Below are 24,627 nucleotides of genomic sequence, written 5' to 3'. Positions count from 1 at the left end.
CCGCGGCACGGAGGAGCGCGCAGAGGAGGGTGCCATGACGGGGGTCGACGCCGACCGCATCGAGCGCGCCGTGCGCGAGCTGCTCCTCGCCATCGGCGAGGACCCGGATCGCCCGGGGCTCGAGCGCACGCCGCAGCGCGTCGCCGAGGCCTACGCCGACTACTTCAGCGGCGTCGGCGCCGACCCGCTCGTGCACCTCGCCGACACCGTCGCCTCCGGCGACACGGCCGCGGGCGTCCCGGCGACCTCCGACGCCGTGGTGCTGCGCGACCTCGCCTTCCGCTCGGTGTGCGAGCACCACCTCCTGCCCTTCATCGGGACCGCGCACGTCGCCTACCTGCCGGGCGACCGCCTTGTCGGCCTCGGCCGCATCCCCGCCGTGATCGACACGATCGCGAGCCGCCCGCAGCTGCAGGAGCGCATCGCCGAGGAGGTCGCCGACGCGCTGGTCGCCGGGCTCGACCCGCGCGGCGTGCTCGTGGTCATCGACGCCGTCCACGGGTGCGTCACGGCTCGGGGCGCGCGGCAGGAGCGCAGCTCGACGGTCACGGTCGCCAGTCGCGGCGCGCTCGCCGAGCCCGCGGCGCGGGCCGAGATCATCGCGCTGATCGGATCGGGGCGCGGTGCCTGAGCCGACGCCCGCCGTGCCGACGGCGGCCGCAGCGCCGCTCATCATGGGCGTGGTCAACGTCACCCCCGACTCCTTCAGCGACGGCGGGCGATGGTTCGATGCGGATGCCGCGATCGAGCACGCGCTCGAGCTGGTCGCCGACGGCGCGGACGTGCTCGACGTCGGCGGCGAGTCGACTCGGCCCGGCGCCGCTCGCGTCGATCCCGACGAGGAGCTGCGCCGGGTCGTCCCGGTCATCCGCGAGCTCGCCGGCCGCGGGCTCCGCGTGAGCGTCGACACGATGCGCGCCTCGACGGCGCGGGCGGCGGTCGAGGCCGGCGCCGAGATCATCAACGACGTCTCCGCCGGGCTCGCCGACGAGGCCATGGCGCGGATCGCCGCCGACTCCGGCGCGACCTACGTCGCGATGCACTGGCGCGGCCACTCCGACCGGATGGACGACCTCGCCGAGTACGTCGACGTCTCGCGCGACGTGCGCGACGAGCTCGCGCGGCGGGTCGAGGAGCTCGTCGCGGCGGGCGTCCCGACGGAGCGGCTCATCCTCGACCCGGGGCTCGGGTTCTCCAAGCGCGGCGAGCAGAACTGGGAGCTGCTGGCCAACCTCGACGTGCTCGCGGAGCTCGGACTCCCGATCCTCGTGGGCGCCTCGCGCAAGCGGTTCCTCGGGGCGCTGCTGCCCGAGGGGGCGCCGGTCGGCGACCGCGACCTGCCGACGGCGGTCGTGAGCGTGCTCGCCGCGCAGGCCGGGGCGTGGGGCGTCCGCGTGCACGACGTCGCGGGAACGCGCGTCGCGCTCGACGTCGCCCGCGCATGGCAGAGTGGACGACGTGGCCAGCACTCGTGATCGGATCGCCGTCACCGGCATCCGCGTGCGCGCACACCACGGCGTGTTCGACTTCGAACGCGAACAGGGGCAGGAGTTCGTGATCGACGTCTCCGTCGCCGTCGACCTCGCGGCCGCGGCATCCGGCGACGACCTCGCCCGCACCGTGCACTACGGCGACCTCGCGGTCGCCGTCGCCCGGGCGGTCGAGCGCGACCCGGTCGACCTCATCGAGACGGTCGCCGAGCGCGTGGCCGAGGTCGCCCTGGGGTTCGACGCCGTCGAGGAGGCCACCGTCACCGTGCACAAGCCGCAGGCGCCCATCGAGGTGCCCTTCGACGACGTCGCCGTCACGATCGTGCGGAGCCGCGCGTGACCAGGGCCGTGATCGCGTACGGCGCGAACCTCGGCGACCGCGAGGCGACCGTGGCGTCGGCCACGCGCGCCATCGCCGAGACCGAGGGCGTCTCTCTCGTCGCGGTCTCGCCGGTGTACGAGAGCCCGGCCGTCCGCCTCGACGGCGTCGACCCCGACGCCCCGCGGTACCTCAACGGCGTGATCGTCGTCGACACCGACCTCGAGCCGCACGTGCTCCTCGACCGGCTCAAGCGCATCGAGGACGAGCACGGGCGCACGCGCGAGACCCGGTGGGGCGACCGCACGCTCGACCTCGACCTCATCGACGTCCGCGGCGTCCGCCTCGCCGACGACCGGCTCGAACTGCCGCATCCCAGGGCGTGGGAGCGGGCCTTCGTGCTGCAGCCGTGGCTCGACGTCGAGCCCGATGCCGAGATCGCCGGCCGCGGGGCGATCGCCGTCCTCCGCGCCGAGGCGACCGACGAGGTGATCCGCCGGTGAAGCGCACGCACGCCTCGACCCTGCTCGCGTTCGCGGTGGTCGGCCTCGCGGTCGCCTACCTCGGCGAGCTCGCGCTCGTCGCGGGGGGAGCGACCGCGCTCGTGCCGCCGATCTCGCTCGCCGTCACGCTCGTCGGCATCGGCGCGATCGTCGTGCTCGTGGCCTGGCCGATCCGGCAGGCCGTGCGCGGCGAACGGAGCCGCCGGGTCGACCCGTTCCGCGCGGCCCGCATCGCCGTGCTCGCCAAGGCGAGCAGCGTCACGGGCGCGCTCGTGCTCGGCGTCGGCATCGGCATCACGCTCTTCCTGCTCACTCGCAGCGTCCTTCCGCCGGCCGGCACGATCTGGATGGCCGCCGCCACCGCGATCGGAGCCGCGCTGCTGCTGACCGGCGGACTCGTGGCCGAACACTTCTGCACGCTCCCGCCCGACGACCCCGAAGAGGAGGGTTCGGCGCATGCCTGACCCCGAGCACGCCGCATCCGACGCACCCGAGGCGCCGGTCCCGGAGGCCCCCGCGCACGTCGACGACGACTGGCGTCGCGTCTCGCCCAAGCACGTGGTCGTCGAGGTCGTCGGATCCGTGATCGGCGCCGGCATCACGGTCGCCGTGCTGCTCGTCGTCGGGTGGTGGTTCGAGCTGCCGTGGGCGACGTGGGGCGGCATCGCGGTCGGCGCGATCGCGCTCGTCTCGATCGCGTTCGAGCCCCGCCGGGTCCGATCGATCGGGTACCGGCGGCGCGCCGACGACCTCGTCTTCCGCCGCGGCATCATGTTCCAGCGCCAGGTCGCGGTGCCCTACGGGCGCATGCAGCTCGTCGACATCACGCGCGGCCCCGTCTCGCGTGCGCTCGGCCTCGCCGACCTGAAGTTCGTGACCGCCGCCGCGGCGACCGCCGTGACGCTGCCCGGGCTTCCGCTCGACGACGCCGAGCGGCTGCGCGACGAGCTCGTCGCGCTCGCCGAGACCCGCCGGGCGGGCCTGTGACCGAGCCCGCGCCCCGCGCACCGATCGGCCCGCTCGCCGACGGGGAGTGGCACCGGCTGCATCCCGCGAGCCCGCTGCTGCGGGGCGGCCTGGTGTTCCTCGCCGTGCTCGGCTTCGTGCTGGCGAACCTGCGGGAGCGCGTCGTCGAGGTGTTCGTGCTGTTCTTCGCACCCGGCGAGGCGGGCGGCGGCGAGGCGCCCGGGTTCGGCGGCGACTGGGCGGAGGACCCCGTGACCGGGATCGTCGCGAACGGGCTCGTCGGCTGGGCGCTGCTCGCGTTCGCGGTCGTCATCGCACTCGTCATCCTGGGGTTCTGGTTCGCGTGGCGGATGCACACGTTCCGCGTGACCGACGAGGCGCTCGAGGTGCGCAGCGGCATCCTGTTCCGCTCCCACCGCAGTGCGCGACTCGACCGCATCCAGGGCATCAACATCGCCAGGCCGGTGTTCGCCCGGCTCTTCGGGGCGGCCAAGCTCGACGTCTCGGTGGCCGGGCAGTCGGGCAACGTCGACCTGTCGTACCTCGGCTCGGCGCAGGCCGATCGGCTGCGCGGCGACCTGCTGCGCCTGGCCTCGGGCGCCCGACGCCAGGAGCCGGTCGCGACGGGCGACGGCGACTCGGTCGTCGCGGCAGGGGCGGATGCCGCGGGCACCGCGCAGCTCGGACCGGGCGCGCCGTCGGCGGCCGATCGCGCCGGCGCGGTGGTCGGTCGCCGCGTCGACGAGTTCCTCGCGCCCGAGCTCGATCCCGACCTCGCACCGCCCGAATCGGTCGTGCGGCTCCCGCTGCCGCGCGCGATCGCCGCGGCGCTCCTCGGCGGATCCATGATCTGGCTCGTCGTGATCATCGTCATCATCGTGATCGCGCTGACGACCGGCACGCTGTGGATGCTGTTCACGTTCATCCCCGCCGCCATCGGCGTGATCAGCTACCTGTGGTCTCGGATCACCGGGTCGCTCCGCTACTCGATCGCCGGCACGCGCGACGGCGTCCGGATCGGGTCGGGGCTGCTCTCGACCGCGAACCAGACCATCCCGCCCGGTCGGGTGCACGCGATCGAGGCCTCGCAGTGGCTCCTATGGCGGGCGTTCGGCTGGTGGACGGTGCGCGTCAACGTCGCCGGCCAGTCGATCACCCAGGCCGGCGACGCCGCACGACGCACGCTCGTACTGCCGGTCGGCACCGCCGACGACGTCCGCCGCGTGATCGGACTGCTCGCGCCCGACGCGCTCGACGACCTCGTCCCGCTGCTCGACGCCGGCCTCGCCGGCACCGGCCCGGCACCCGGCTTCACGTCGGCGCCGCGACGCGCGGCGTGGATCCGGCCCTTCTCGTGGCGCCGCATCGGCCTCGCCGTGCAGGGCGGCACCGCCGTGCTCCGCAGCGGCTGGCTGCTCCGCCGACTCGCCCTCGTCCCGCTGGCCCGCATGCAGTCGGTCGCCGTCGCGGCCGGGCCGGTGCGGCGCGGCCTCCGGCTCGAGTCGCTGCGCATCCACACGGTGGCCGGGCCCATCGCGCCCGAGGTCCCCGCGCTCGACCGCGCCGACGCGACCGCCGCGTTCGGGGCCATCGCGGCCGAGGCGGTCGAGCGCGCGCTCCGCGATCGGACCGACCGGTGGGGGGCCGAGCATGCGTCCTGACCAGCGGGCCGGGCGCCTCGGGGTCGGCACGATCGGAGCGGGCCGGGTCGGCGCGGTGCTCGCGTCGGCGCTCGGCGGTGCCGGCCACGCGCTCACGGGCATCGCCGCGGTGTCCGAGGAGAGCCGGGAGCGCGCCGCCGCGATGCTGCCCGGGGTGCCGGTGCTCGCCCTGCCCGAGATCGTCGAGCGGAGCGAGCTCGTGCTGCTCGCCGTTCCGGGCGACGAGCTCGGGCCGCTCGTCGAGGGCCTCGCGACCGCGGGCGCGTGGCGACCCGGGCAGCTGGTCGTCCACACCGCGGCGGGCCACGGCGTCGGCGTGCTGGAGCCCGCGATGCGGGCCGGTGCGATACCGCTCGCCGTCCACCCCGCGATGTCGTTCACCGGCACGAGCGTCGACCTCGGCCGACTCGCCGGCACGTGGTTCGCGGTCACCGCTCCCGCGCCGGTCCTCCCGATCGCCCAGGCGCTCGTCGTCGAGATGGGCGGCGAGCCGTTCGTCGTCGCCGAGGCCGACCGGCCGGCGTACGCCGAGGCGATCGACACCGCGGTCTCGTTCTCGACGGCGATCGTCGACCAGGCCACCGGCATCCTCGAGGGCATCGGGATGCCGCGGGCCGGCGCCGTGCTCGCGCCCCTCGTTCGCAGCGCGGTCGAGAACGCCCTCGCCCGGCACGATCCCGGTCCGATGATCGACGGGGCGGCTACGATCGACGGGGCCGACGACGATCGGCCGTCGGGAGGTGGCGCGTGACGGGCGACGACGAGCGGGCACGTCGCACGGCCGACGCCGCGGGGGGAGCCGTGGGCGGAGCCGTGGCGACCGGGCGCCGCACCGGGCCCGAGGTGCATGTCACGATCACCGGCATCCGCGACGCGATCGCCACGCTGCGGCGCGCCGATCGCACCGTCGCCCTCGTCCCCACGATGGGCGCACTCCACGACGGGCACCTCGCACTCGTGCGCCGGGCGCGAGAGCTGGCCGACGCCGTGGTCGTGTCGATCTTCGTGAACCCGCTGCAGTTCGGCGCGGGGGAGGACCTCGACCGGTACCCGCGGACGCTCGACGCCGACGTCGCAGCACTCGAACGCGAGGCCGTCGACCTCGTCTTCGCCCCGAGCGTCGACGAGATGTACCCGGCGGGCGCCGTCGAGACGAGCCTCGCCGCGGGTCACGTCGGAACGCTCTACGAGGGCGCCTCGCGGCCCGGGCACTTCGACGGCATGCTGACGGTCGTCGCGAAGCTCTTCCACATCGTGCAGCCCGACACGGCCGTGTTCGGCCAGAAGGACGCGCAGCAGGTCTTCCTCGTCCGCCGGATGGTGGCCGACCTGAACGCGCCGCTCGCGGTCGAGGTGGTGCCGACGGTCCGCGAGCCCGACGGCCTGGCGCTGTCGAGCCGCAACCGGTACCTCGACGCCGACGGGCGCCGGGCGGCGCTCGCGCTGTCGGAGTCGCTCGCCGCCGCCGAGGCCGCCGCGGGCGAGGGCCTCGACGAGGTGCTCGCCGAGGCGGCCGCCGCGTTCGGCGACCACGAGGCCATCGAGCTCGACTACCTCGTCGTCGTCGACCCGGCGACCTTCCTGCCCGTCGACGAGGGCGCGACCGGCAAGGCGACCGTGCTGGTCGCGGCGCGCGTGGGCGGCACCCGGCTGATCGACAACGCCGGGATCGTGCTCGGCTGAGCCGAGGCATCCGGCTGCCCTTCAGGTCGGCGCGTCGCAGCGGGATACGCTGGTGGGTGGCATCCGCTCGGATGCGCACCCCACGAACGCACCCCCACACCGGAGACGCCATGGCCGACGAGACCACGCACGAGCCGACCGCCGAGGAGATCTCGGAGCAGAAGGCCGTGCGACTGGCCAAGCGCGAGCGGCTCATCGCCGAGGCATCCGACCTCGGCGACGGCGCGTACCCGGTCTCGCTTCCCGTCACGACCACCATCCCGGAGGTGCGCGCGCGGTTCGTGGGCCTCGGCGTCGACGAGCGGAGCGGTGAGACCGTCGGCGTGTCCGGCCGCGTCGTGCACCTCCGCAACACCGGCAAGCTCTGCTTCGCGGCCCTCCAGTCGGGCGACGGCAGCCGGATCCAGGCGATGGTTTCGCTCGGCGAGGTCGGCGAGGAGGCGCTCGCGGCGTGGAAGGAGCTCGTCGACCTCGGCGACCACGTGTTCGTCGCGGGCGAGGTCATCACGAGCCGCCGCGGCGAGCTCTCGATCATGGCGACCGAGTGGCGGATGGCGGCCAAGGCCATCAACCCGCTGCCGAACCTGCACAACGAGCTCTCCGAGGAGACGCGCGTGCGGAGCCGCTACCTCGACCTCATCGCGAGGGAGCAGGCCCGGCGCAACGTCCTCGACCGGGCCACGGTCAACGCGAGCCTCCGCTCGACGTTCACGGGCCTCGGCTTCGTCGAGGTCGAGACCCCCATGCTCCAGGTGATGCACGGCGGCGCCTCGGCGCGGCCGTTCGTGACCCACTCGAACGCGTTCGACACCGAGCTGTTCCTGCGCATCGCCCCCGAGCTCTACCTCAAGCGCGCCGTCGTCGGCGGCATCGAGCGCGTGTTCGAGATCAACCGGAACTTCCGCAACGAGGGCGCCGACTCGACGCACAGCCCCGAGTTCGCGATGCTCGAGGCCTACCAGGCCTACGGCGACTACCACTCGATCGCCGACCTGACCCAGAAGCTCATCCAGGATGCCGCGTACGCGGTCGCGGGCTCGCACGTGGTCACGTGGGCCGACGGCACCGAGTACGACCTCGGCGGCGAATGGGACCGGCTCTCGATGTACGACTCGCTCGGCGCGGCGATCGGCGAGGAGATCACGCCGGAGACCCCCATGTCGCGACTGAAGGAGCTCGCCGACGCCGTCGAGATCGAGGTCGACCACCCGCTGCCCGGCAAGTACGTCGAGGAGCTCTGGGAGCACCACGTGAAGTCGGGCCTCACCCGGCCGACCTTCGTCATGGACTTCCCGCTCGACACGTCGCCGCTCGTACGACAGCACCGGTCGATCCCCGGCGTCGTCGAGAAGTGGGACCTCTACGTGCGCGGCTTCGAACTCGCCACGGGCTACTCCGAGCTCGTCGACCCCGTCGTGCAGCGCGAGCGGTTCGTCGAGCAGTCGCGCCTCGCCGCGGGCGGCGACCCGGAGGCGATGCGCCTCGACGAGGAGTTCCTGCGTGCGCTCGAGTTCGGCATGCCGCCGACGGGCGGCATGGGGATGGGCATCGACCGCCTGCTCATGGCGGTCACGGGCCTCGGCATCCGCGAGACGATCCTCTTCCCGCTGGTCAAGTGACCGGGCATCGAGCAGCCGAGCGCATCGAGATCAGGAGCCACACATGAACGACTACCTCCCCAAGAAGGAGCTCGAGCCCGAGCCCGACCCCCGCAAGCCCTCGTTCGCCCGCATCGCGATCTGGGTGATCGTCGGCGCCGTCGGCCTGTACCTGCTCGGATCCGGCGTGTGGGGCATCATCACCGCCGGCTGAGGAATCCGCGGGTATTCTGGAACGGCTATGGACGACTTCTGGCTGAACGCGATCTGGTCGCTCGCGCCGACCGTGCTGATCGGACTCATCTTCTGGTTCGTGATGCGCTCCCTGCTGCGCGCCGACCGCAGCGAGCGCGACGCCTACGCCAAGATCGAGGCCGAGGAGCGCGCGAAGCGCGCCGAACAGCAGCACAGAGCCGCGTAACCCCGGCATGACGACGGCGCAGGTCACGGCGATCATCGCCCTGCTGGTGATCGTCGTCGACATCGTCGTGCGCGTGATCGCGATCATCGTCGTTCCGCGCAATCGCCGGCCCACCGCCGGAATGGCGTGGCTGCTCGCGATCTTCTTCATCCCCTACCTCGGCGTGCTCTTCTTCCTGCTGATCGGCAACCCGAAGCTGCCGAAGGCGCGTCGGGCCAAGCAGGCGGAGGTCGACCGCTTCATCCGCGAGAGCACCCACGGCGTCGAGCAGGTCAGCGACGACCGCGACTGGCCCGACTGGTTCGATGGGGTCGTGCGGCTGAACCGCAACCTCGGCGCGATGCCGCTCATCGGCCACAACAGCGCGCGGCTCATCGGCGACTACCAGGCGTCGCTCGACGCGATGGCGGAGGCGATCTCGCGCGCGACCCGGTACGTGCACGTCGAGTTCTACATCTTCGCCTACGACCCCACGACCGCCCGGTTCTTCGATGCGCTCGGCGACGCCGTCTCGCGCGGCGTCGAGGTGCGCGTGCTCCTCGACCACATCGCCTCGCGGCGCTCGAAGGGGTACCGCCGCACCATCCGCCGGCTCACGCGCATGGGCGTCGACTGGCGGCTGATGCTGCCCGTGCAGCCGCTCCGCGGCAGGTACCAGCGTCCCGACCTCAGGAACCACCGGAAGATCCTCGTGGTCGACGGCGAGGTCGCGTACATGGGCTCGCAGAACATCATCGACCGGAGCTACAACAAGCGCGGCAACATCCGCCGCGGCCTCAAGTGGCAGGAGCTGGTCGCCGAGCTCGAGGGCCCGATCGTCTCGGGACTCGACGCGATCTTCGCGACCGACTGGTACCTCGAGACCGGCGAGGCGCCGTCCCGCGAGGAGCTCATCCCGTTCGCCCAGCCGCCCGCCGAGCAGAACCTCGACTGCCAGGTCGTGCCGAGCGGGCCGGGCTACCAGAACGAGAACAACCTGAAGCTCTTCCTCGCGCTGCTCTACGCCGCCCGCGAGCGGATCATCATCACGAGTCCGTACTTCGTGCCCGACGAGGCGATGCTCCGCGCGATCAGCGGTGCCACGCAGCGCGGCGTGCACGTCGAGCTCTTCGTGTCGGAGATCGGCGACCAGGCGCTGGTCTACCACGCGCAGCGCTCGTACTACGAGGCGCTCCTCCGCGCGGGCGTGCGGATCTACATGTACCGCGCGCCCTTCATCCTGCACGCCAAGCACTTCACGATCGACGACGACGTCGCCGTGATCGGCTCGAGCAACATGGACATCCGGTCGTTCGAGCTCAACATGGAGGTGTCGCTGCTGGTGCGCGGCGCCTCGTTCGTCCGCGAGATGCGCGCGGTGGAGGACGGGTACCGTCGCGACAGCCGCGAGCTGGGGCTCGAGGAGTGGATGCAGCAGCCGCTGCGCTCGACGGTGCTCGACAACCTCGCGCGGCTCACCTCCGCCCTGCAGTAGGGCGAAAACGCGCAGGATTCTTCACACGAACGCAACGAATCGCTCTGGAGCGTGCATGCGTTCGCATGCAAGGCTGGCTGGTACCGCTTTCCAGCGCACGATTCCACCGTGATTCGCGCGCGGTTCGTCCGCGACGGCGAGACCCGCCGCCCCGTGTGCGCGAGCCGGTCCCGATCCGAGTCCGCAACCCTACGGAGCACCATGTCGATGCAACGCACCCTTGCGGGCGCGGGCGTCACGGCCGTCCTGGCCGCGACGCTCGTCGCCGGTTCCACCCCCGCGGTCGCCCTCGAGGGCGACCCCGCCGTCCCGATCGTCACTCCCGTCTCGCCGCTCGTCGCACCGCCCTCGAGCTACCCGTCCCAGCCCGAGCTCCCGACCGTCGCGGACGACCCGAACGACGCGTCGATCAACCGCGGCGTCATCCCCTACGACGAGATCGCGCCGCTCCTGAACGGCCTGACCGCCGTGAGCGACCGCATCTCGGTGCAGGTCGTCGGGCAGTCGGCCCTCGGCCGCGACATCCACCTGGTCACCCTGACCGCGCCCGAGAACGCCGGCGAGACGAAGCGCCAGGCGAACTTCCGCGACATGATCAAGCACAACCCCGCGGCGGCGGCGAAGAACGCGTCGCTCATGAAGAACTACAAGGTGCCGATCTGGTTCAACGCCAACATCCACGGCAACGAGTGGGAGGGCACCGACGCGGTCCTCGAGTACATCGAGCACCTCGCGACCGCGCCCTACGACGAGGTGCAGGACGTGCTCGAGCACAACCGCCTCTACTTCACGGTGACGAACAACCCCGACGGCCGTGCGCTCGGGCAGCGCGCCACCGCCGACGGGTTCGACGCGAACCGCGACATGATCACGGGCGCGACGAGCGAGGCGCGCATCATCCGCGACCTGTCGGGCGTGATCCAGCCGACGTTCTACATCGACCTGCACGGCTACACGAGCGTGCTGCAGGTCGAGCCGTGCGGTCCGCCCCACGGCGAGAACTACGAGTACGACCTGTTCCTGCCGCACGCGTACGCGGCGGCGCTCGAGATCGAGGAGGCCGTGACCGCGGCCGACATCCCCGGCAACACCTACCTCGACCTCGACACGAACCGGGTGACGACCGAGAACACCGGCAACATCCGGATCCCGTACCGCGACATCCGCGCCGGATGGGACGACTGGCCCCCGATCTTCACGCCGCAGTACGTGGCGTACCAGGGCGCGATCACGAACACGGTCGAGCTGCCGCTCGGCCGCGTGAACCCCGCGGACGACCCGAGGAACGCGGCGAACTCGGCCGTCAACATCGAGGTCGCCGGCGTCGTCATCGACACCTCGGTCGACTACGTGATCGAGAACGCCGACGCGCTCCTGACGAACCAGATCGAGATCTTCCGCCGGGGCCTCGCGGGCGAGCCGCTCGTCGAGATCCCCGCCGACGTCGACCCGGCCGAGGTGGCCGAGCCGAGCCAGTGGGCCGAGATCTGGGACGAGACCGACGTCTACACGGCCGAGTTCCCGCGGGCGTACGTCATCCCGGCCGGCGAGGCGCAGCGTTCGGCGACGGATGCCGCGAACCTCGTCGACCAGCTCATCGCGAACGGCGTCGAGGTGCAGCGGGCGTCCGCGCCCTTCACGGCGGGCGGCGCGACGTACGAGGCCGGCTCGTACGTGGTCGACATGCACCAGCCGCTGCGCGGCATGGCGAACGTGCTGCTCGCCGACGGTTCGGACATCTCGGAGCGCGTGCCCGACATGTACGACATCTCCGCGTGGAGCCTCGCCCTGCTGTGGGGCGCGGACGTCGACGCGGTCGGCTCGACGGGCGACCCGGCGATCAAGGCCAAGCTGAAGGCGGTCGCCGAGGCGGCGCCGACGGGTTCGGTGCCCGCGCAGGGCGGCTACCTCGAGCTCGCCACCTCCGGGGCCGCCGAGTACCAGGCGGTCAACGCGCTGCTCGAGTCGGGCGTCCCGGTGTCGGCCTTCGCCGACGGCACGGTGATCCTGGGGCCGGATGCCGCGAGCCACGCGGCCGCGGTCGAGGTCGCCGACCTCTACGGCGTCGCGTTCACGGTGTCCGACGGCTCGCGCCTGGCCTCCGAGGAGAGCACGGGGCTCGACGACCTCACGGTCGCCTACTCGGGCGGCGGCGAGGAGCTGCAGACGCTGCGGAAGCTCGGGTTCGACGACCCGGTCGCGATCTCGTCCGCGTCGCTCACGACCGGAACGGTCGTGCTCGACGACGTGGACGTGCTCTGGATCGGGGGCACGCTGAACTTCTCGTCGTCCCAGGCGGCCGGTCGTGCCGAGGTGGCGGAGTACCTCGCAGCGGGCGGCGGCGTGGTCGGCGAGGGCACGGCGATCGCGAGCTTCGCGAACGCGTTCGGCCTCGTGACCTCCACCGCGACGTCGGGCACGGGCGGATCGAACGGCATCGTGTCGGTCGAACCGGTCGACGGCGGCCTGCTCGGCACCTTCCCCCTGGACACCGCGTTCGTCTACCCGGCGGTCTGGTACACGAACCTCGGGGCGAACGCGGTGGTCGAGCAGACCTACGCCGCCGACCCGTTCATCTCGGGCCACTGGCGCGACTCGGCGGGTCGCTCGACGACGGATGCCGCGGGCCAGGCGTCGGCGGTCTCCGCCGTGACCGAGGCCGGCAACCGGGTGCTGATGTTCGGCACGTCGATGAACTTCCGGACCCACCCGGTCGGGCAGTTCGGCCAGATCGCGCGCGGGCTCCTCTGGGCCGGCAGCGAGGGGGCGGAGGTTCCCGCCCCGTAGTCGACGGATGGCACGGCGCGGCGCCGGCCGGGATGCGTTCCCGGCCGGCGCCGTCGTGCGTGCGCGGTGTCCACGCGTCGCCCGAGCCGGCTTCGCAGACCCCTCCAATGTGGGTTTCTGTGGGAAATTCTGCGAAAGAGTTGCTTTGCGTGAGTGTTGCGAGATAAACTCACACGAACGCAGGTGATCGAAGATCGGCAGGGAGGCCGCATGTACGCGATGGAGCGACACGAGCACATCCTCGACGCACTCGCCCGCACCGGGCGGGTCTCGGTCGCGGGACTCGCCGACGAACTCGACGTCACCGCCGAGACCATCCGCCGCGACCTCGACGCGCTCGAGCAGGCCGGCCAGCTGCGGCGCGTGCACGGCGGGGCGGTGGGCGCCGGCCGGGCGAGCCTGACCGAGACGACCGTCCTCGAGCGCACCGGCCAGCACGCCGACGCCAAGCGGGCCATCGCGCGCGAGGCGATGGCGCTCGTGCCGCCGACGTTCACGGGCTCGATCCTGCTCGACGCCGGCACGACGACCGGGGCGCTCGCCGAGGCGCTCGCCGGCTGGCAGCCGGCCCCGAACACGCCGCCGCTCACGGTCTACACGAACTCCGTCCCGATCGCTGCACTCCTCCACGGCAGCCGCGACCTGGTCGTCCGCGTCGTCGGGGGCACGATCCGCGGCATCACGAGCGCCGCCGTCGGACCGTCCGCGATGGCCCAGCTCGCCGAGATCCGCCCCGACATCGCCTTCATCGGCACGAACGGCGTGAGCGCCGACTTCGGGCTCTCGACCCCCGACGAGCTCGAGGCCCAGGTCAAGCAGGCCATGGTCCACCGGGCCCGACTGGCCGTGGTCCTCGTCGACTCGTCCAAGCACGACGACGAGGCACTCCAGCGCTTCGCGGCCCTCGACGAGGTCGACGTCCTCATCACCGACGCGCCGCCCGGGCCCGCGCTCGCGGTCGCGCTCGACGAGGCCGAGGTGGAGGTGCGGGTCGCATGATCGTCACGCTGACCGTCAACCCGTCGCTCGACCGCACGGTCGAGCTCGACCGGGAGCTCGAGCGCGGCGAGGTCCAGCGGGTCGCGCGCAGCGTCGAGGAGCCCGGAGGCAAGGGCGTCAACGTCACGCGCGCGCTCGTCGCCGCCGGCGCCGACTCGATCGCCGTGCTCCCGGGCCGTTCCGACGACCCGCTCGTCGTGGCGCTCGCCGCCGTCGGCCTCCCCGTCGCGACCGTCCCCATCGCCGGGCGGCTCCGCTCCAACATCGCGATCACCGAACCCGACGGCGTGACCACCAAGCTCAACGAGCCGGGGCCCGCGCTCGACGACGACGAGCAGCGCGCGCTGATCCGCGCGACGGTCGAGCAGTCGACGGATGCCTCGTGGCTCGTGCTCGCCGGGTCCCTCCCGCCGTCGCTGCCCGACGACTTCTACGTCCGCGTCGCGCGCGAGGTCCGCGCCGCGGGCGTCGAGGCGCGGATCGCGGTCGACACGTCGGGCGCCCCGCTCGCTGCGCTCGTGGGCTCGGGGGAGCAGATCGACCTCATCAAGCCGAACGGCGAGGAGCTCGCCGAGCTCACCGACCAGATCGACGCCGACGCCCTGGAGGCCGACCCCGAGCGCGTGGCCGACCTCGCCGCGCGGCTCGCGCCGCGAGGCATCCGCTCGGCGCTCGTCACGCTCGGCGCCCGAGGCGCCGTCCACGTCGCAGCGGGGGGCGCCTGGTTCGCCCCCGCGCCGCGCATCGACGCACGCAGCACGGTCGGCGCGGGCGACAGCTCGCTCGCCGGCTTCCTGCTCGCCGTGACCGAGGGGGCCGCGCCCGACCGGGCGCTCGCCCAGGCGGTCGCACACGGGGCGGCCGCCGCGTCGCTCCCCGGGTCGGCGGTCCCCACCAGGGCCGATGCCGACGCCACCGCCATCACCGCAATCCGAATCCGGGGCGCCGTCGCCCCGGCCGTCCAGTAGGAGGAATCGATGTCCAACGTCATCGACCAGCGGCTCGTCAGCCTCGACGAGCCGATCGGCGCCGACAAGGCCGCCGTCATCCGGGCGCTCGCCGACGCCGTCGTCGCCGCCGGCCGCGCCACCGACCGCGATGCGCTCTTCGCCGACGCGTGGGCGCGCGAGGAGAAGGACTCCACCGGGGTCCCGGGCGGCATCGCCATCCCGCACGCGAAGTCGGATGCCGTGACCGAGCCCACGCTCGCCGCGGCGCGCCTGCCCGAGGGGGTCGACTTCGGCTCCTTCGACGGGCCGGCCGACCTCGTGTTCCTCATCGCCGTGCCGACCGCGTCGACGCAGGACCACCTCGCGGTGCTCTCGACCCTCGCGCGGTCGCTCATCGACGAGGACTTCGTGGCCTCGCTGCGGGCCGCACCCGACGCGCCGGCCTTCGTCGCGCTCGTCGAGGGCGCGCTCGAGCCGAAGGAGCAGCCCGCCGCCGCGCCCGCCGGGGCCGCTGCGGCCGGGGGTGCGGCCGCCGCATCGGTCGCAGCGCCGTCCGCGGCATCCACCGCCCCCGAGCACGCGCCCGTGCTGCTCGCGGTCACCGCGTGCCCGACCGGCATCGCCCACACCTACATGGCCGCGGACGCGCTCGCCGCGGCCGCGAAGAAGGCCGGCGTCGAACTGCACGTCGAGACGCAGGGGTCCTCGGGCTCCACGCCGCTCTCGCCCGAGGTGATCGCCCGTGCCGACGCGGTGGTCTTCGCCGTCGACGTCGACGTGCGCGACAAGAGCCGGTTCGCCGGCAAGCCCGTGGTGCAGGGGCCCGTGAAGCGCGGCATCGACCACCCCGCCGAGATGATCGACGAGGCAGTGGCCGCGATCTCCGATCCGTCGGCGCCGCGCGTGCAGGGCGACGCCGGAGCGCAGACGGCCGCGGCGGCGGCCGCGAACGAGCACTTCGGCCAGAAGGTCAAGCGCGTGCTGCTCACGGGCGTCAGCTACATGATCCCGTTCGTCGCCGGCGGCGGCCTGCTCATCGCCCTCGGCTTCCTGTTCGGCGGGTACGACATCACCGACAACGCCACCGAGATCGTCACGACGAACAACCTGTTCAACCTGCCCGACGGCGGCCTCCTGGTGTACCTCGGCGCCGTGTTCTTCACGATCGGCGCGATCTCGATGGGCTTCCTGGTGCCGGCGCTCGCCGGGTACATCGCCTATGCGATCGCCGATCGCCCCGGCATCGCTCCCGGCTTCGTCGCCGGTGCGGTCGCGGGCCTCATGGGCGCCGGGTTCATCGGCGGCCTCGTCGGCGGCATCCTCGCCGGCTGGGTCGCGCTCATGTTCGCCCGCCTCGACGTGCCGCGCTGGCTCCGGGGCCTCATGCCGGTCGTGATCATCCCGCTCGTCGCGTCGATCGTCGCCTCCGGCCTCATGATCGTCGTGCTGGGTGGTCCGATCGCCGCGCTCTCCACCGCCCTGAACGACTGGCTCGCCGGCCTCACCGGTGCGGCGGCGGTCGTGCTCGGGCTGATCCTCGGCGCGATGATGGGCTTCGACCTCGGCGGTCCCGTCAACAAGGTCGCGTACTCGTTCGCCGTCGCCGGCCTCGGCGCCGCCACGGTCGAGAACCAGGCCCCGCTCATGGTCATGGCCGCGGTCATGGCCGCCGGGATGGTGCCGCCCCTCGCCATGGCGCTCGCCACGGTGCTCGACCGCAAGCTGTTCACGCCCGTCGAGCGCGAGAACGGCAAGGCCGCGTGGCTGCTCGGTGCCGCGTTCATCTCCGAGGGCGCGATCCCGTTCGCCGCGGCCGACCTGTTCCGCGTCATCCCCGCCATGATCCTCGGCGGCGCCGTCGCCGGCGCGATCTGCATGGGCATGGGCGTGACGTCGCAGGCCCCGCACGGCGGCATCTTCGTCTTCTTCGCGATCGGCAACCTGCTCTGGTTCGTCCTGGCCATCGTCGCCGGCGCGGTCGTCGGCGCCCTGGTCGTGATCGCGCTGAAGCGCTGGGCGCACCGTCGCACCATCCGCGAGGAGGTCGCCGAGGGAGAGCCCTCGATCGTCGCGGCCTGACCCGCTCCGACCCCGACGGCCGGCGCCCAGCTCCCGGGCACCGGCCGTCGGCGTGCGTGCGGCTCGGTGCCGCGCGCTCGGCGCCGCGCGCTCAGCGCCGGGGCTTGAGGCGCACGGTCGGCAGGTCGGGTGCGGGCAGCGGAGCGCCGTCGTACCCGACGACCGTGCCGAACGGGCCGTCGGCGTCGTTGCGCGCGATCACGTCGGACTGCCAGCGACGGCGGTACTCGACGATCTCGTCGTGCGAGCGGCCGATGAAGTTCCACCACATCACGAGTTCCTCGCCGAAGGGCTCGCCGCCGAGCAGCAGGACGCGGACGGGGTCGGCGTCGGCCCGCACGCGGACACGCTCGTGCCCGAGTTCGAGGTGCGCGAGGCGCGACCACGGCACCTCGGTCGCCGACTCGGATCCCGGCACCTCGACGAACGCGGGACCGACGTCGACCAGGATGCCGTGCTCGAACGTCGGGTCGAGCGCGAGGTCGACCGAACCGCCGGCCGGGAGGTCGACCTGGGCGCCGAGGAGCGGTGAGAAGACCGTGACCGCCGCGGCCGCGGCATCCGTCGTCTCGCCGTCGCCCGCGAGCTCGCCGACGAAGACGCGCACGGTCGCGTCGCCGACCCGGAACGGCGTGGTGTCGGCGTGCTCGAAGAACGGGGCGACCGATCGGTCGCCGTCGGGGAGCGCGACCCAGAGCTGGACGCCGTGCAGGCGCGTCGTGCCCGGCGTGGAGACCTCGGAGTGCGAGATGCCGCGGCCCGCGGTCATCAGGTTGACGCCGCCGGGACGCACGAGCTCGTGGCTGCCCGTCGAGTCGCGGTGCTCGATCTCGCCCTCGAACAGCCAGCTCACGGTCTGGAGGCCCGTGTGCGGATGCGGCGGGACGACCATGCCGCCCGTCTCGGCGACGTCGTCGGGCCCGTAGTGGTCGGCGAAGCACCAGGCGCCGATCGTCGTGCGCCCGCGCTGCGGGAGCGTGCGCCGGACGGGCATCGCGCGCGGTCCGCCGAGCGGGACCTCGCGGTAGTCGTAGACGGCGACGCCGGGGCCGGTCGCCTCGTCGGGCGGGCAGAGCAGTTCGACGGGATCGCGCTCGAGGTTGCTCATTCCCGCATCCTACGCGCGGGCGCCGACCGCGCTCCCAGCCCGCCGCGCCGGCCGCGCGAGCACGCCGGGCCCGCCGACGGTAGGGCCGGAGGTCCCGTCCGTGGAGGGCGACCGCGTGGCAGCATGGCGCCATGACTTCGCTCACCGGACCTCGCCGTCTCCTGCTCGCCGGGCTCGCGATCGCCTCGGCCCTGGTGCTCACCGGCTGCAACCCGGGTTCCGGCGCCGTCGAGGACTTCCCCGGCCTGCCCGTCGCCGAGGAGGAGGCGACGGACGAGGCCGGCGGCGAGGAGACGAACCTCGGCGGGGGCACCGAGGAGGAGACCGACGAGGAGGACACGATCGAGGTCCCCGAGCCGACGGGCGACGAGCCGTTCGTGCAGTACCTCGACGACGGCGGCAAGCTGGCCGTCACCATCTGGGGCTCGTCGACCTGCCCCGTGGTGCCGACCGAGATCACGGTGCTCGCCGAGGCGGGCGAGGGCAACGCGGTCGAGGTGAAGCTGCCCGAGCCCGAGACCGGGCCCTGCACAGCGGACTACGTCCCGCACACCACGGTCTTCTGGACCCCGGTGTTCACGACGACCACCGAGCCGCTCGAGGTGACGATCGGCGACCAGGTCGTCACGGTGCCGATCAAGTAGCGGTCACGGCGCCCACGGCGTCGCCGCGCGCCGGCGTCAGCCGTGCCCGAGCGTGAGGTCGACGAACAGCTCGCTCGCGACCCGCTCGAGGTCGTCGCGCACGTCGGCGGGGTCGCCGCCCGGCGGCACCCGCACCACGAGGTGCGCCTCGAACAGCCGGCCGCCGGCCATCGGCGCGTCGCGCTGGCCCGTCGTGATGGTCTCGATGCTGAGCCCGTGACGTGCGAGGACCGCCGAGATGTCGCGCACGATGCCCGGGTGGTCGTTGCCGATGAGGTCGATGCGCAGCGGCGTCCAGGCGGATGCCTCGACCTCGGCCTTGGGCGGAAGGCCCGGGTGGGCCGAGACCTCCATGAGCCCGTCGAGGCCGTCGAGCGCGGCGCGGAGCGCCGCCTCCTGCTCGGCGGGCACCTCGACCACGACGATGCCGGCGAACTGACCGGCGAGCTCGGCCATCTGGCTCTGCTCCCAGTTGCCGCCGTGATCGCCGATGACGTCGGCGAGCGCACCGACGAGTCCGGCGCGGTCGTCTCCGATGACGGTCAGCACGAGTCTCGACATGCGTGCATCCAACCACGCGCCGGCGGGTGCGGTCGAGCCCGCGGCATCCGTCGTCGCGGCGGGCCGGAGGCATCCGCTCGCCCCGTCGCGACGAACCACCTCGTGAGCGTGCGCCCGTGGCGAACAGCGGCCCACCGCGGAGCCGCGGTCGTTACCGTTGAACGTAACGACGCCCCTACCCGGCGTCGGCGAGGAGTTGAGATGTTCGAGAGATTCACGGACCGAGCCCGTCGTGTCGTCGTCCTGGCCCAGGAAGAGGCCAAGATGCTGAATCACAACTACATCGGCACCGAGCACATCCTGCTCGGCCTCATCCACGAGGGTGAGGGCGTGGCCGCGAAGGCGCTCGAGTCGCTGGGGATCTCCCTCGATGCCGTCCGCGAGCAGGTGCAGGACATCATCGGGCAGGGCCAGCAGCAGCCGACCGGGCACATCCCGTTCACCCCGCGCGCCAAGAAGGTGCTCGAGCTGAGCCTCCGCGAGGCGCTCCAGCTCGGCCACAACTACATCGGCACCGAGCACATCCTCCTCGGCCTCATCCGCGAGGGCGAGGGCGTCGCCGCCCAGGTGCTCGTCAAGCTCGGCGCCGACCTCAACCGCGTGCGCCAGCAGGTCATCCAGCTCCTCTCCGGCTACCAGGGCAAGGAGCAGGTGCAGGTCGGCGCGAACGAGCAGCAGCAGCCGCAGGGCGGCTCGCAGATCCTCGACCAGTTCGGCCGCAACCTCACGCAGGCCGCGCGCGAGTCGAAGCTCGACCCGGTGATCGGCCGCGAGAAGGAGATCGAGCGGGTCATGCAGATCCTCTCGCGCCGCTCCAAGAACAACCCCGTGCTCATCGGCGAGCCCGGCGTCGGCAAGACCGCCGTCGTCGAGGGACTCGCGCAGGCCATCGTCAAGGGCGAGGTCCCCGAGACGCTGAAGGACAAGCAGCTCTACTCGCTCGATCTCGGCTCGCTCATCGCGGGTTCCCGCTACCGCGGCGACTTCGAGGAGCGCCTCAAGAAGGTCACGAAGGAGATCCGCACGCGCGGCGACATCATCGTCTTCATCGACGAGATCCACACCCTCGTGGGTGCGGGCGCCGCCGAGGGCGCGATCGACGCCGCGTCGATCCTGAAGCCGCTGCTCGCGCGCGGCGAGCTCCAGACGATCGGCGCGACCACGCTCGACGAGTACCGCAAGCACTTCGAGAAGGATGCCGCGCTCGAGCGTCGCTTCCAGCCGATCCAGGTCGCCGAGCCCTCGCTCCCGCACGCGATCAACATCCTCAAGGGGCTGCGTGACCGCTACGAGGCGCACCACAAGGTCTCGATCACCGACGGCGCGATCGTCGCGGCGGCGAACCTCGCCGACCGCTACATCAGCGACCGGTTCCTGCCCGACAAGGCCATCGACCTGATCGACGAGGCCGGCGCGCGCCTGCGCCTGTCGATCCTGTCGTCGCCGCCCGAGCTGCGCGAGTTCGACGAGAAGATCGCGGTCGTGCGCTCCGCGAAGGAGACCGCGATCGAGGAGCAGGACTTCGAGAAGGCCGCGTCGCTGCGCGACGAGGAGAAGAACCTGCTCGGCGAGCGGCTCCGCCTCGAGAAGCAGTGGAAGTCGGGCGAGGTCAAGACGACCGCGGTCGTCGACGAGGGCCTGATCGCCGAGGTGCTCGCGCAGGCCACCGGCATCCCCGTCTTCAAGCTCACGGAGGAGGAGTCGTCGCGCCTCGTCTTCATGGAGAAGGCGCTGCACGAGCGCGTCATCGGCCAGGAGGAGGCGATCGCCGCCCTCTCGAAGACGATCCGCCGCACGCGTGCGGGCCTCAAGGACCCGAAGCGCCCCTCGGGGTCGTTCATCTTCGCCGGCCCCACGGGCGTCGGCAAGACCGAGCTCGCCAAGGCGCTCGCCGAGTTCCTCTTCGACGACGAGTCGGCGATGATCTCGCTCGACATGTCGGAGTACGGCGAGAAGCACACGGTCTCGCGACTGTTCGGCGCCCCTCCCGGCTTCGTCGGCTTCGAGGAGGGCGGCCAGCTCACCGAGAAGGTGCGCCGCAAGCCGTTCTCGGTCGTGCTCTTCGACGAGATCGAGAAGGCACACCCCGACATCTTCAACTCGCTCCTGCAGATCCTGGAGGAGGGCCGTCTGACCGACGGCCAGGGTCGTGTGGTCGACTTCAAGAACACCGTCATCATCATGACGACGAACCTCGGCACGAAGGACATCTCGGGCGGCCCCGTGGGCTTCCAGATCGAGGGCGACACCCGCACGGGCTACGACCTCATGCGCGCGAAGGTGAACGAGGAGCTGAAGAAGCACTTCAAGCCCGAGTTCCTGAACCGCGTCGACGAGATCATCGTGTTCCCGCAGCTCAGCAAGGAGGAGCTGCTGCAGATCGTCGACCTGTTCATCAAGCGCCTGGGCGAGCGCATGCTCGACCGCGACATGACCGTCGAGCTCACGCTCCCGGCCAAGGAGCGGCTCATCGAGGTCGGGTTCGACCCGGCGCTCGGCGCCCGCCCGCTGCGCCGCGCGGTGCAGCACGAGGTCGAGGACCGCCTGTCGGAGAAGATCCTGCACGGCGAGCTCAACTCGGGCGACCACGTGCACGTCGACTTCAAGGACGGCGAGTTCGTCTTCACCACGACCCAGCGGGCGCTGCCCGTCGGCGTCGGCGTGAACACGGGTGCGGCCATCGGCACCGGGCCGACGACGCCCGACCTGGCCGCCGGCCAGTAACCGGCACGATACGAAGGGCGGATGCTGCGGCATCCGCCCTTCGTCGTTATCGTCGAAGGGTCGTTCCCCGGACTCGGACTGCGAGGCGAACCGCGATGAGGCATCCGCTGCATGAGTGGGCGGAGGCGAGCCTGCCCGAGATGCTGCTCGACCTCGAGCGCCTGGTGCTGGTCGAGTCGCCGTCCTCCGACCTCGCCGCGGTCGCGCGATCGGCCGACGTCGTGGCCGAGATCGGCGGCCGACGCATCGGCTTCGCACCGGAGCGAATCGTGCTCGACGGGTGCACCCACCTCCGCTGGCATCTCGGCTCGCCCGAGCCCGACGCGCCCCGGGTGCTGCTCCTCGCCCACCACGACACCGTCTGGCCGATCGGCACGCTCGAGACGCATCCGTTCTCGCTGCAGGACGGCGTGATCCGCGGGCCCGGCTGCTTCGACATGCTGACCGGACTGGTCATGGCGGTCCACGCCGCGGCCCACCTCGGCCATCACCCCGACGCCGCCCTCACGCTGCTGGTCACCGGCGACGAGGAGCTCGGTTCCCCGACGTCGCGCGCGATGATCGAGCAGGAGGCGGACGGGTGCGTCGCGGCGCTGGTGCTCGAGGCGAGCGGCGACGGCGGGGCGCTGAAGATCGGTCGCAAGGGCACCTCGAACTACCGCGTCGAGATCACCGGCCGGGCGGCCCATGCGGGCCTCGAACCCGAGAAGGGCCTCAATGCGACCCTCGAGATCGCGCACCAGGTCGGCGTCGTCGCGCAGTTCGCGGATGCCTCGGTCGGCACCTCGGTCACGCCGACGCTCATCCACGGCGGCACGACCGTGAACACCGTGCCCGCGCACGCGTCGGTCGAGGTCGACGTCCGGGCCCTGACGGCGGAGGAGCAGCACCGCGTCGACGATCGGTTCCGCTCGTTGACCTCGTCGACCGGGGCGCGCGTGGCGGTGCACGGCGGCATCAACCGCCCGCCCTTGGAGATCACGGCCACCGAGGGGGTGTGGCGTCGTGCGCGCGCCGTCGCCGACGAACTCGGGATGTCGCTGCCGGAGGCGATCGTCGTCGGCGGCGCGTCCGACGGCAACTTCACCGCCGGCGTCGGCGTGCCCACGCTCGACGGCCTCGGCGCCGTCGGCGGCGGCGCGCACGCCGATCACGAGCACGTGATGGTCGACGACATCCCGGCGCGCACTGCGCTGCTCATGGGGCTCATCCGCGACCTGCTCGGGATCGACGCGTCCGCGACCGACGCATGAATCACCATACGATGAGCGGATGACGCAGCCGCCCATCACCGTGCGCCGGGCGCGCACGCCCGACGTGCCGAAGATCGTGGACCTCGTCGAGCCGCTCGTCGCCCGACGCATCCTGCTCGGCAAGGAGCGCGTCGACCTGTACGGCGCCGTGCAGGAGTTCCGCGTCGCGGAGACCGCCGACGGCACGGTCGTCGGCTGCGGCGCGCTGCACGTCATGTGGGAGGACCTCGGCGAGATCCGCACGCTCGCGGTCGGGGACGAGTGGCTCGGCCACGGCGTCGGGCACGCCCTGCTCGCCGCGCTCGAGTCCGACGCCCGGGAGCTCGGGCTCAGTCGCCTCTTCTGCCTCACCTTCGAGGTCTCGTTCTTCGGTCGGCACGGGTTCGAGGACATGGGTGCGGAGATCGTCGATCCCGAGCTGTACGCCGAGCTCGTGCGCTCGCACGACGAGGGTGTCGCGGAGTTCCTCGACCTCGCGCGCGTCAAGCAGAACACGCTCGGCAACACCCGGATGCTGAAAGTCCTCTGAGCGTTCCTCACCCGCGTCGGGGCGCGCCGCGCGCCCGCGCGCCCCGGTTCCCCGCGCGGCCGTAGCCTGAGCCCATGTCAACCGACCGTCCCGCGCCCGGGCGCCTGCCCGCCTCCGTGTACCGACGCCGTCGGCTCATGGTGCTCCTGGGCCTCGTCGCGGTGATCGTCGCGATCGTGCTCGTGTTCGTGCGTCCGGGCGCCAGCCAGGGCGACGACGTCGGCGCGACCACGCCCGCGAGCGCGACCCCGTCGGCTCCGGCGACCGACGACGCGACGGAGACGGATGCCGCCGAGCCGCCGCCGAGCGAGCCCGCGGCCGAGCCCGCCGCCGACGGGGACCCCTGCCGGGCGGAGCAGATCACGGTGGAGGCCGTCACCGACGCGGCCGTCTACGCCGCCGGCGAGCAGCCGAAGCTCTCGGTCACGATCACCAACACCGGGTCGAACTCGTGCGTGATGGACGTCGGCACGGCCGCGCAGGTGTTCACCGTCACGAGCGGGGCCGACACCTACTGGACCTCGACCCACTGCCAGGTCGACCCGGTGAACGCCGACGTCACGATCGAGCCCGGAACGCCGGTCTCGTCGAGCGAGCCGATCACCTGGGACCGCACGCGTTCGAGCGCCGACACCTGCGGGGGCGCGCGGACGAACGTTCCGGCCGGCGGCGCGTCGTACCACCTGAACGTCAGCGTGAACGGGTTCGAGTCGACGACGTCGAAGCAGTTCCTGCTCTACTGAGGCGGCAGGAGATCGGGCGCCACCGGACGCGATGTGTCCGTGTGTGACTGCCGGCTGTTGATCGCGCGAGGAATGCTCAGCAGGATCGGAGGCGGACCAACCATCCTCCGGTCCACGGGGTCCGCGGTGTTACCT

General features: G+C 72.5%; 24 protein-coding genes. 22 read left to right on the top strand and 2 right to left on the bottom strand.

Translation table 11 applies throughout. From position 1 onward, the window contains the following. The first annotated feature begins 34 nt into the window (after positions 1-34). The 17 genes from folE (at position 35) to GLX25_RS11250 (ending at position 16,930) form a co-directional block, all read left to right on the top strand. Entirely contained in the window at positions 35-631 is a 597-nt protein-coding gene (folE, locus tag GLX25_RS11330) for a GTP cyclohydrolase I (protein WP_155842561.1), read from the top strand. A 43-nt stretch (positions 632-674) separates the two neighbouring features. Beyond that, positions 675-1,475 carry a dihydropteroate synthase gene (folP, locus tag GLX25_RS11325; protein WP_155842654.1) on the top strand — a complete coding sequence of 267 codons (801 nt, stop codon included), beginning with the start codon at positions 675-677 and terminating at the stop codon, positions 1,473-1,475. After that, positions 1,459-1,830 (top strand): dihydroneopterin aldolase, encoded by a 372-nt coding sequence (folB, locus tag GLX25_RS11320; RefSeq protein WP_271192421.1) that lies wholly within the window; start codon positions 1,459-1,461, stop codon positions 1,828-1,830. Before folP ends, folB begins: the two co-directional genes overlap by 17 nt. Beyond that, a complete protein-coding gene (folK, locus tag GLX25_RS11315; protein WP_166548739.1) occupies positions 1,827-2,312 on the top strand; it encodes a 2-amino-4-hydroxy-6-hydroxymethyldihydropteridine diphosphokinase in 486 nt (161 codons plus the stop codon). Before folB ends, folK begins: the two co-directional genes overlap by 4 nt. Next, on the top strand, positions 2,309-2,776 hold the full coding sequence (locus GLX25_RS11310; RefSeq protein WP_166548738.1) for a DUF3180 domain-containing protein: 468 nt from the start codon (positions 2,309-2,311) through the stop codon (positions 2,774-2,776). The genes folK and GLX25_RS11310 overlap by 4 nt, the downstream gene beginning before the upstream one ends. Continuing rightward, positions 2,769-3,299 (top strand): PH domain-containing protein, encoded by a 531-nt coding sequence (locus tag GLX25_RS11305; protein ID WP_155842560.1) that lies wholly within the window; start codon positions 2,769-2,771, stop codon positions 3,297-3,299. The genes GLX25_RS11310 and GLX25_RS11305 overlap by 8 nt, the downstream gene beginning before the upstream one ends. Then, positions 3,296-4,939: a PH domain-containing protein gene (locus GLX25_RS11300; protein WP_155842559.1), complete on the top strand. Its 1,644-nt coding sequence runs from the start codon at positions 3,296-3,298 to the stop codon at positions 4,937-4,939. The genes GLX25_RS11305 and GLX25_RS11300 overlap by 4 nt, the downstream gene beginning before the upstream one ends. Further along, positions 4,929-5,690, top strand: coding sequence for a Rossmann-like and DUF2520 domain-containing protein (locus GLX25_RS11295; protein WP_155842558.1), 762 nt, complete (start codon positions 4,929-4,931; stop codon positions 5,688-5,690). Before GLX25_RS11300 ends, GLX25_RS11295 begins: the two co-directional genes overlap by 11 nt. Before the next feature lie 62 nt (positions 5,691-5,752). Beyond that, positions 5,753-6,622 carry a pantoate--beta-alanine ligase gene (gene panC / locus GLX25_RS11290; RefSeq protein WP_166548760.1) on the top strand — a complete coding sequence of 290 codons (870 nt, stop codon included), beginning with the start codon at positions 5,753-5,755 and terminating at the stop codon, positions 6,620-6,622. A 110-nt stretch (positions 6,623-6,732) separates the two neighbouring features. After that, positions 6,733-8,241: a lysine--tRNA ligase gene (lysS, locus tag GLX25_RS11285; RefSeq protein WP_155842557.1), complete on the top strand. Its 1,509-nt coding sequence runs from the start codon at positions 6,733-6,735 to the stop codon at positions 8,239-8,241. 43 nt (positions 8,242-8,284) lie between these two features. Next, entirely contained in the window at positions 8,285-8,434 is a 150-nt protein-coding gene (locus GLX25_RS11280) for a hypothetical protein (protein ID WP_155842556.1), read from the top strand. Between the two features lie 27 nt (positions 8,435-8,461). Continuing rightward, positions 8,462-8,641 carry a hypothetical protein gene (locus tag GLX25_RS11275; protein WP_155842555.1) on the top strand — a complete coding sequence of 60 codons (180 nt, stop codon included), beginning with the start codon at positions 8,462-8,464 and terminating at the stop codon, positions 8,639-8,641. Positions 8,642-8,648: 7 nt separating this feature from the next. Beyond that, a complete protein-coding gene (gene cls / locus GLX25_RS11270) occupies positions 8,649-10,115 on the top strand; it encodes a cardiolipin synthase (protein WP_155842554.1) in 1,467 nt (488 codons plus the stop codon). Between the two features lie 207 nt (positions 10,116-10,322). Beyond that, positions 10,323-12,902: a M14 family zinc carboxypeptidase gene (locus GLX25_RS11265; protein WP_166548737.1), complete on the top strand. Its 2,580-nt coding sequence runs from the start codon at positions 10,323-10,325 to the stop codon at positions 12,900-12,902. Between the two features lie 210 nt (positions 12,903-13,112). Next, complete coding sequence (locus GLX25_RS11260) at positions 13,113-13,901, top strand: DeoR/GlpR family DNA-binding transcription regulator (RefSeq protein WP_155842552.1); 789 nt, start codon at positions 13,113-13,115, stop codon at positions 13,899-13,901. Then, complete coding sequence (locus GLX25_RS11255; protein WP_155842551.1) at positions 13,898-14,869, top strand: 1-phosphofructokinase family hexose kinase; 972 nt, start codon at positions 13,898-13,900, stop codon at positions 14,867-14,869. Before GLX25_RS11260 ends, GLX25_RS11255 begins: the two co-directional genes overlap by 4 nt. A 9-nt stretch (positions 14,870-14,878) precedes the next feature. Beyond that, the gene (locus GLX25_RS11250; RefSeq protein ID WP_155842550.1) at positions 14,879-16,930 is read left to right on the top strand and encodes a PTS fructose transporter subunit IIABC; all 2,052 of its coding nucleotides are present in this window, start codon (positions 14,879-14,881) and stop codon (positions 16,928-16,930) included. A 91-nt stretch (positions 16,931-17,021) separates the two neighbouring features. On the opposite strand, the gene GLX25_RS11245 is transcribed toward GLX25_RS11250, so the two are convergent. Further along, entirely contained in the window at positions 17,022-18,038 is a 1,017-nt protein-coding gene (locus GLX25_RS11245; protein ID WP_155842549.1) for a pirin family protein, read from the bottom strand. A gap of 131 nt (positions 18,039-18,169) precedes the next feature. Here GLX25_RS11245 and GLX25_RS11240 point away from each other — a divergent pair, with 131 nt between their 5' ends. Then, positions 18,170-18,682: a hypothetical protein gene (locus GLX25_RS11240; RefSeq protein ID WP_155842548.1), complete on the top strand. Its 513-nt coding sequence runs from the start codon at positions 18,170-18,172 to the stop codon at positions 18,680-18,682. 36 nt (positions 18,683-18,718) lie between these two features. Here the strand turns inward: GLX25_RS11240 and GLX25_RS11235 are convergent, their stop codons facing one another. Next, positions 18,719-19,243 (bottom strand): glycine cleavage system transcriptional repressor, encoded by a 525-nt coding sequence (locus tag GLX25_RS11235; protein ID WP_155842547.1) that lies wholly within the window; start codon positions 19,241-19,243, stop codon positions 18,719-18,721. Between the two features lie 201 nt (positions 19,244-19,444). Between GLX25_RS11235 and GLX25_RS11230 the strand changes: the two genes are divergently transcribed. The 4 genes from GLX25_RS11230 to GLX25_RS11215 all read left to right on the top strand — a co-directional run bounded on the left by GLX25_RS11230 (position 19,445) and on the right by GLX25_RS11215 (position 24,492). Further along, positions 19,445-21,967 carry an ATP-dependent Clp protease ATP-binding subunit gene (locus GLX25_RS11230; protein WP_155842546.1) on the top strand — a complete coding sequence of 841 codons (2,523 nt, stop codon included), beginning with the start codon at positions 19,445-19,447 and terminating at the stop codon, positions 21,965-21,967. A gap of 95 nt (positions 21,968-22,062) precedes the next feature. Then, positions 22,063-23,220 carry a M20 family metallopeptidase gene (locus GLX25_RS11225; RefSeq protein ID WP_205719873.1) on the top strand — a complete coding sequence of 386 codons (1,158 nt, stop codon included), beginning with the start codon at positions 22,063-22,065 and terminating at the stop codon, positions 23,218-23,220. Between the two features lie 19 nt (positions 23,221-23,239). After that, positions 23,240-23,749 carry an amino-acid N-acetyltransferase gene (locus tag GLX25_RS11220; RefSeq protein WP_155842545.1) on the top strand — a complete coding sequence of 170 codons (510 nt, stop codon included), beginning with the start codon at positions 23,240-23,242 and terminating at the stop codon, positions 23,747-23,749. Positions 23,750-23,823: 74 nt separating this feature from the next. Beyond that, positions 23,824-24,492 carry a hypothetical protein gene (locus tag GLX25_RS11215; protein WP_155842544.1) on the top strand — a complete coding sequence of 223 codons (669 nt, stop codon included), beginning with the start codon at positions 23,824-23,826 and terminating at the stop codon, positions 24,490-24,492. The last annotated feature ends 135 nt before the right edge of the window (positions 24,493-24,627 follow it).

This window comes from Agromyces luteolus, assembly GCF_009729855.1.
Classification (GTDB): Bacteria; Actinomycetota; Actinomycetes; order Actinomycetales; family Microbacteriaceae; genus Agromyces; species Agromyces luteolus.
The sequence above is the reverse complement of the archived record's forward strand: the minus strand, read 5'-3'. Positions and strand labels throughout refer to the sequence as shown.

What these genes read in the sequence shown, in the direction of transcription:
- GLX25_RS11245 (WP_155842549.1), bottom strand. Translation starts at nt 18,038, where the DNA reads ATGAGCAACCTCGAGCGCGATCCCGTCGAACTGCTCTGCCCGCCCGAC.
- GLX25_RS11280 (WP_155842556.1), top strand. Translation starts at nt 8,285, where the DNA reads ATGAACGACTACCTCCCCAAGAAGGAGCTCGAGCCCGAGCCCGACCCC.
- lysS (WP_155842557.1), top strand. Translation starts at nt 6,733, where the DNA reads ATGGCCGACGAGACCACGCACGAGCCGACCGCCGAGGAGATCTCGGAG.
- GLX25_RS11275 (WP_155842555.1), top strand. Translation starts at nt 8,462, where the DNA reads ATGGACGACTTCTGGCTGAACGCGATCTGGTCGCTCGCGCCGACCGTG.
- GLX25_RS11295 (WP_155842558.1), top strand. Translation starts at nt 4,929, where the DNA reads ATGCGTCCTGACCAGCGGGCCGGGCGCCTCGGGGTCGGCACGATCGGA.
- cls (WP_155842554.1), top strand. Translation starts at nt 8,649, where the DNA reads ATGACGACGGCGCAGGTCACGGCGATCATCGCCCTGCTGGTGATCGTC.
- GLX25_RS11250 (WP_155842550.1), top strand. Translation starts at nt 14,879, where the DNA reads ATGTCCAACGTCATCGACCAGCGGCTCGTCAGCCTCGACGAGCCGATC.
- GLX25_RS11230 (WP_155842546.1), top strand. Translation starts at nt 19,445, where the DNA reads ATGTTCGAGAGATTCACGGACCGAGCCCGTCGTGTCGTCGTCCTGGCC.
- GLX25_RS11255 (WP_155842551.1), top strand. Translation starts at nt 13,898, where the DNA reads ATGATCGTCACGCTGACCGTCAACCCGTCGCTCGACCGCACGGTCGAG.
- GLX25_RS11220 (WP_155842545.1), top strand. Translation starts at nt 23,240, where the DNA reads ATGACGCAGCCGCCCATCACCGTGCGCCGGGCGCGCACGCCCGACGTG.
- GLX25_RS11265 (WP_166548737.1), top strand. Translation starts at nt 10,323, where the DNA reads ATGCAACGCACCCTTGCGGGCGCGGGCGTCACGGCCGTCCTGGCCGCG.
- GLX25_RS11260 (WP_155842552.1), top strand. Translation starts at nt 13,113, where the DNA reads ATGTACGCGATGGAGCGACACGAGCACATCCTCGACGCACTCGCCCGC.
- GLX25_RS11215 (WP_155842544.1), top strand. Translation starts at nt 23,824, where the DNA reads ATGTCAACCGACCGTCCCGCGCCCGGGCGCCTGCCCGCCTCCGTGTAC.
- GLX25_RS11240 (WP_155842548.1), top strand. Translation starts at nt 18,170, where the DNA reads ATGACTTCGCTCACCGGACCTCGCCGTCTCCTGCTCGCCGGGCTCGCG.
- folE (WP_155842561.1), top strand. Translation starts at nt 35, where the DNA reads ATGACGGGGGTCGACGCCGACCGCATCGAGCGCGCCGTGCGCGAGCTG.
- GLX25_RS11305 (WP_155842560.1), top strand. Translation starts at nt 2,769, where the DNA reads ATGCCTGACCCCGAGCACGCCGCATCCGACGCACCCGAGGCGCCGGTC.
- GLX25_RS11235 (WP_155842547.1), bottom strand. Translation starts at nt 19,243, where the DNA reads ATGTCGAGACTCGTGCTGACCGTCATCGGAGACGACCGCGCCGGACTC.
- folP (WP_155842654.1), top strand. Translation starts at nt 675, where the DNA reads ATGGGCGTGGTCAACGTCACCCCCGACTCCTTCAGCGACGGCGGGCGA.
- GLX25_RS11225 (WP_205719873.1), top strand. Translation starts at nt 22,063, where the DNA reads ATGAGGCATCCGCTGCATGAGTGGGCGGAGGCGAGCCTGCCCGAGATG.